The organism is Bacillus sp. AP50, assembly GCF_040492675.1.
Classification (GTDB): domain Bacteria; phylum Bacillota; class Bacilli; order Bacillales; family Bacillaceae_G; genus Bacillus_A; species Bacillus_A cereus.
On record NZ_JBEUTW010000571.1, the window covers coordinates 1 to 4,223 of the forward strand.

Sequence of the window (4,223 nt, forward strand, 5' to 3'; positions counted from 1 at the left end):
ACTATGTACTTCTATTATATTTTCTTTTTATTTATATATTTTAATTATTTCATTTTATACTCATTAAGAAAATATTTATATGTCATCCCTACAGATGAATTTCATCTAACATACTTTTTATAAATTTCGTCAACAAACATTATTTTACAACTAATTACAAATACCGTCAAAATAATCAATTTAAACTTAGACAAATAACTGGCATACAATTTCATAATAAGAGATCCTATACTATCGAAATACATCTATTACAAATTCCCTTTAACGTTTTCAACAATCTCATTTATCGTATTCCGATCAAACTTATCACTAATTTCATATGACTCACGATCTCCTACGAATTGCACGCCTACGATATCATTGCGATCCTTACCGTATTGCACTTCAATAATAGATCCACGCTCTATTTGCTTCCAAATGAGACCTGCTTCATCTTTATTATCTAAAATAATGCAGTCTTCAATATTTTCGTCAATCCCAATTAACTTATTATCATCCATATATCCAATCTCGTATTGTTGGCGTTCTTTCGCTTTGCCACTTACTAATATACCTTTGCTACCATATGAGTAATCCATATAGTCCTTTTTCTCCGTTTGTACCGCTTTCGGCTTTTGTGCTTCAGTGTTTTCAGCAGCCCCACAACCTGTAATAAGACTGATTGGGATAACCACTATTAATACTAATCTAGTAAATTTTTTGATCATTTGTAACCAACCTCATATATTTAATGCAAAACTCCATTTATTACTCTATTAAAGAATAACATGATACTAAGTAAACAGAACGAAAGATAACATATTATTTACATACTCGCACTTTAATGAAGGACCAGGCCATTTAAACCTAGTCCTTCATAACTTTAACTTTGCTTCACATACTTAATTGTATTAAATGACGTCTCATTAAATAATTGCAAGTTTTCCCCATCATAATCTTGAACTTTATATGCTATTTTCTTTTTTTGAATTGTATCTTCTACACCGTCTACTAAACGTTTATTGAGATGTAAATAGATTGTAAAAGCTTCCTTATCATATTCCCAAGTTCCTTCAATATAATTCTTTTTATTTGGATGCTCACCTTTACCATACGTTTCAAATGTCTTATCACCTTTTAAAATGAGTGACATATTGAAACCGTCTGTTCCTTGGAATCCCCAATTACCGATTAATTCCGTACCATCTTTCACATTCTTCATAACGTTATCTGTATTAATTCCAGCTTTCTTATCTAACTCTTTCAAATCTTTCATTGATACTGTACCGTCACCGATTTTAATATCTCCTTCAAGATCTTTGAATGCCTTAAGCCAGTAAATATCTCCTTCTTTCACTAGCTTTTCAGATTTCTCTATTAACTCTTTATCAGTCTTATCACCTTTTTCTCTTTTTTCTTTTCTGGTGAATACTTCATTTATTAAAGAAAAAGACTCTCTAAAATAACTAATTGCTTTTTCAAAATCTTTTTGTTGGTTTACATACTCTGCAGGGGGATCTATCGACTCAAATTTATCTAACACTTTATTTAATTCTTTCACACTATCTACTATATCTGATTTCTTTTTCTTACCGTCAAAAACCTCTCTTGTAATATTGTTATGCTCCGCAAACAACTTATCAAACTCTACCCCTAATTTATACACTTTATTAGGATAGTCTTCCTTTGAAATTTTTTCTTTCTTACTATTAGACTTCGATTCTTTTACTTTAGACTCTTCCGTTTTCTCCTGTTTAGAAGTGTTCGTTTTCTCAGAAACTCCACAACCAAATAACAACATGACCGGAACTGCTACCCCTAGTAGTTTCTTTGCATTCATGACTGATTTCTCCTTCTACTTGAATAGATTACTCTTGCTATACCCATCCTCTTTTTTTATCTTGTAATTAAAGTTACAATCGCAATAACTCCTAGAATCGGTCCCCAATATTCCATTTTTATAAAAAATAATGAGTGCTTTTTGTTAAACATAACTTTTTCACCAGTTTCGGCATCTATATAAACTTTCCCATCTGGCTTATTAATATATTTACCTAAATACCAAGACATAACCCCTGATATAATAAACATTACCGCCATTGGCCAACTATGGCCTTGAAAATATGTAGCGTCCCCCGTTATAGATCCAAAGATAGCCTTACCCAAAAGAGTATTAATAATTACAATAATTGCGACTAAAAAACCCCAACCAGACCAAATAATCATCTATTTCTCCTCCTAAAGCGTACAACTTTGTACTTTATGTTAATTTGAACTGCAAACGAAAATGTTTAAAAAACCGAATATTCAGACGTTAATAATTATATTTAGCTTACATTCGATTCTAACTTTAATGTTCTAAATGCAAATGAACCAGATATAATTTGTAAAATTGTCGGAATAAGTAAAAAGAATAATGACATAAACAACATAACTATAGGAATCACAATCATACAAACTCCATAAACTTTATTATTAACCTTGTTTACTAAACACGATAAAATGAACAACCCTATTTGAACCGTTAAAATAATAGAGTAATAAGCTAAAAGTTCGTAATCAACCCCTTCCATAATATTAAACGCTACAACTATTAATATTATGGAAATAATAATTCCCAAAATGCCACCAATTAAACCTAATACAAATTCAGGCGTTCTTTTCAATTCAATCCCCCTTTTATGAACCACTAACTGCTTGTATATTTTTCCCATTCACCATCATACCAAATATTCATTGGAAAAACTATACATACTTTTCATTCTTCCTTACAGTGACCTTCTTACCATTATAGATAGCTTGTAGCAGTCAAAAAATCAAAACCTTCAAAATTACTAACCGGTTTCGATACTTTTAGAAAGTAGACATACCCCTTGAATACAATTAGTATTAACACATGAAATACGAAAGGCTTAAAAAGGCTTTCACATGAAGAAAGGAAGTTGCACAACTATGGATTTTAAAACAGTTATGCAAGAACTTGAGGCTCTAGGTAAGGAACGAACGAAAAAAATATACATATCTAACGGTGCGCATGAGCCAGTATTCGGAGTAGCTACAGGTGCTATGAAACCAATCGCTAAAAAAATAAAATTAAATCAAGAGTTAGCTGAAGAGCTTTATGCCACAGGTAACTACGATGCTATGTACTTTGCAGGTATTATTGCCGATCCAAAAGCTATGAGTAAGTCTGATTTTGATCGCTGGATAGACGGGGCATATTTTTATATGCTATCTGATTATGTAGTGGCAGTAACTTTATCGGAGTCAAATATTGCACAAGATGTTGCTGATAAATGGATTGCAAGTGGGGACGAGCTTAAAATGTCTGCCGGATGGAGTTGCTACTGTTGGCTTTTAGGAAATCGCAAAGACAATGAATTTTCCGAAAGTAAAATTTCCGATATGCTTGAAATGGTGAAAGATACAATTCATCATTCTCCAGAACGAACAAAATCCGCTATGAATAATTTCCTAAACACCGTGGCAATATCATATGTACCACTACATGAAAAAGCAGTCGAGACTGCAAAAGAAGTTGGTATAGTTGAAGTCAAACGTGATAATAAAAAAAGCAGTTTGCTAAATGCTACAGAGAGTATTCAGAAAGAACTTGATAGAGGAAGACTTGGTTTCAAGCGTAAGTATGTAAGGTGTTAAAAGTATGAAGGTGTCAATGTAGGAGAGATTGACACCTTTTTTGTGGACATTACTAGACTAACGGAGCTGCAAGTTAAAGGGAACCAATCATTCATCTCCCACTATACATCTCAAACTTCTTCTTTCAATTTATATACCCTATCTCTTTTCTCATCATCTTTGATAAAAATAAGTTTTCCTTCTGTAACAAAACCTTCTAATAGTAAACATACTTGTCCATATGCTTTAGGCTTATTCGTAGTGAATCTTTCATCGGGTATTTTACCAGATCGTATTAATCGTTCACATAGCTCAAGCGCACTTATTTCTTCAGAATCAATTAATTCTAAAATATCTTTTTGTAATGGTGATAAAGGGGCTGGTACCTTACATATCTCAGCTACCTCCACCTTTTCTTTTTCTTCTTCAAATAAATCTTCAAATGAAATTTGATTCATTACACCTGTTCCTTTCTAACAATTGATTTATATAACATGAATTGAATTCTATAGGTACGAAAACTTTAAATATTAGTCATTGTTATGTAGCGCTTACCTCGTTACATGAATTTCAAACTCATGTACATCATTTCATATAGTATATTT

6 protein-coding genes are annotated in these 4,223 nt (G+C 32.0%); 1 reads left to right on the forward strand and 5 read right to left on the reverse strand.

Translation table 11 applies throughout. The features are described 5' to 3' along the window. Positions 1 to 248 precede the first annotated feature (248 nt). From ABWK52_RS26730 to ABWK52_RS26745, 4 genes are all read right to left on the reverse strand, one after another. The gene (locus ABWK52_RS26730; RefSeq protein WP_000591636.1) at positions 249 to 707 is read right to left on the reverse strand and encodes a hypothetical protein; all 459 of its coding nucleotides are present in this window, start codon (positions 705 to 707) and stop codon (positions 249 to 251) included. Positions 708 to 862: 155 nt separating this feature from the next. Next, entirely contained in the window at positions 863 to 1,819 is a 957-nt protein-coding gene (locus ABWK52_RS26735; RefSeq protein WP_098541072.1) for a DUF3994 domain-containing protein, read from the reverse strand. 56 nt (positions 1,820 to 1,875) lie between these two features. Beyond that, entirely contained in the window at positions 1,876 to 2,205 is a 330-nt protein-coding gene (locus ABWK52_RS26740) for a hypothetical protein (protein WP_098541074.1), read from the reverse strand. A gap of 101 nt (positions 2,206 to 2,306) precedes the next feature. Continuing rightward, complete coding sequence (locus ABWK52_RS26745) at positions 2,307 to 2,645, reverse strand: DUF4064 domain-containing protein (RefSeq protein ID WP_000831724.1); 339 nt, start codon at positions 2,643 to 2,645, stop codon at positions 2,307 to 2,309. Positions 2,646 to 2,931: 286 nt separating this feature from the next. On the opposite strand from ABWK52_RS26745, the gene ABWK52_RS26750 reads away from it, so the two are divergent. Continuing rightward, complete coding sequence (locus ABWK52_RS26750) at positions 2,932 to 3,639, forward strand: DNA alkylation repair protein (protein WP_098327161.1); 708 nt, start codon at positions 2,932 to 2,934, stop codon at positions 3,637 to 3,639. Positions 3,640 to 3,749: 110 nt separating this feature from the next. Here ABWK52_RS26750 and ABWK52_RS26755 read toward each other — a convergent pair whose 3' ends face one another. Then, positions 3,750 to 4,076: a DUF3895 domain-containing protein gene (locus tag ABWK52_RS26755; RefSeq protein WP_016111574.1), complete on the reverse strand. Its 327-nt coding sequence runs from the start codon at positions 4,074 to 4,076 to the stop codon at positions 3,750 to 3,752. Positions 4,077 to 4,223 lie beyond the last annotated feature (147 nt).

Excerpts from the sequence above, each read along its gene's own strand:
- ABWK52_RS26740 (WP_098541074.1), bottom strand. The coding sequence starts at position 2,205 with ATGATTATTTGGTCTGGTTGGGGTTTTTTAGTCGCAATTATTGTAATT.
- ABWK52_RS26755 (WP_016111574.1), bottom strand. The coding sequence starts at position 4,076 with ATGAATCAAATTTCATTTGAAGATTTATTTGAAGAAGAAAAAGAAAAG.
- ABWK52_RS26730 (WP_000591636.1), bottom strand. The coding sequence starts at position 707 with ATGATCAAAAAATTTACTAGATTAGTATTAATAGTGGTTATCCCAATC.
- ABWK52_RS26735 (WP_098541072.1), bottom strand. The coding sequence starts at position 1,819 with ATGAATGCAAAGAAACTACTAGGGGTAGCAGTTCCGGTCATGTTGTTA.
- ABWK52_RS26750 (WP_098327161.1), top strand. The coding sequence starts at position 2,932 with ATGGATTTTAAAACAGTTATGCAAGAACTTGAGGCTCTAGGTAAGGAA.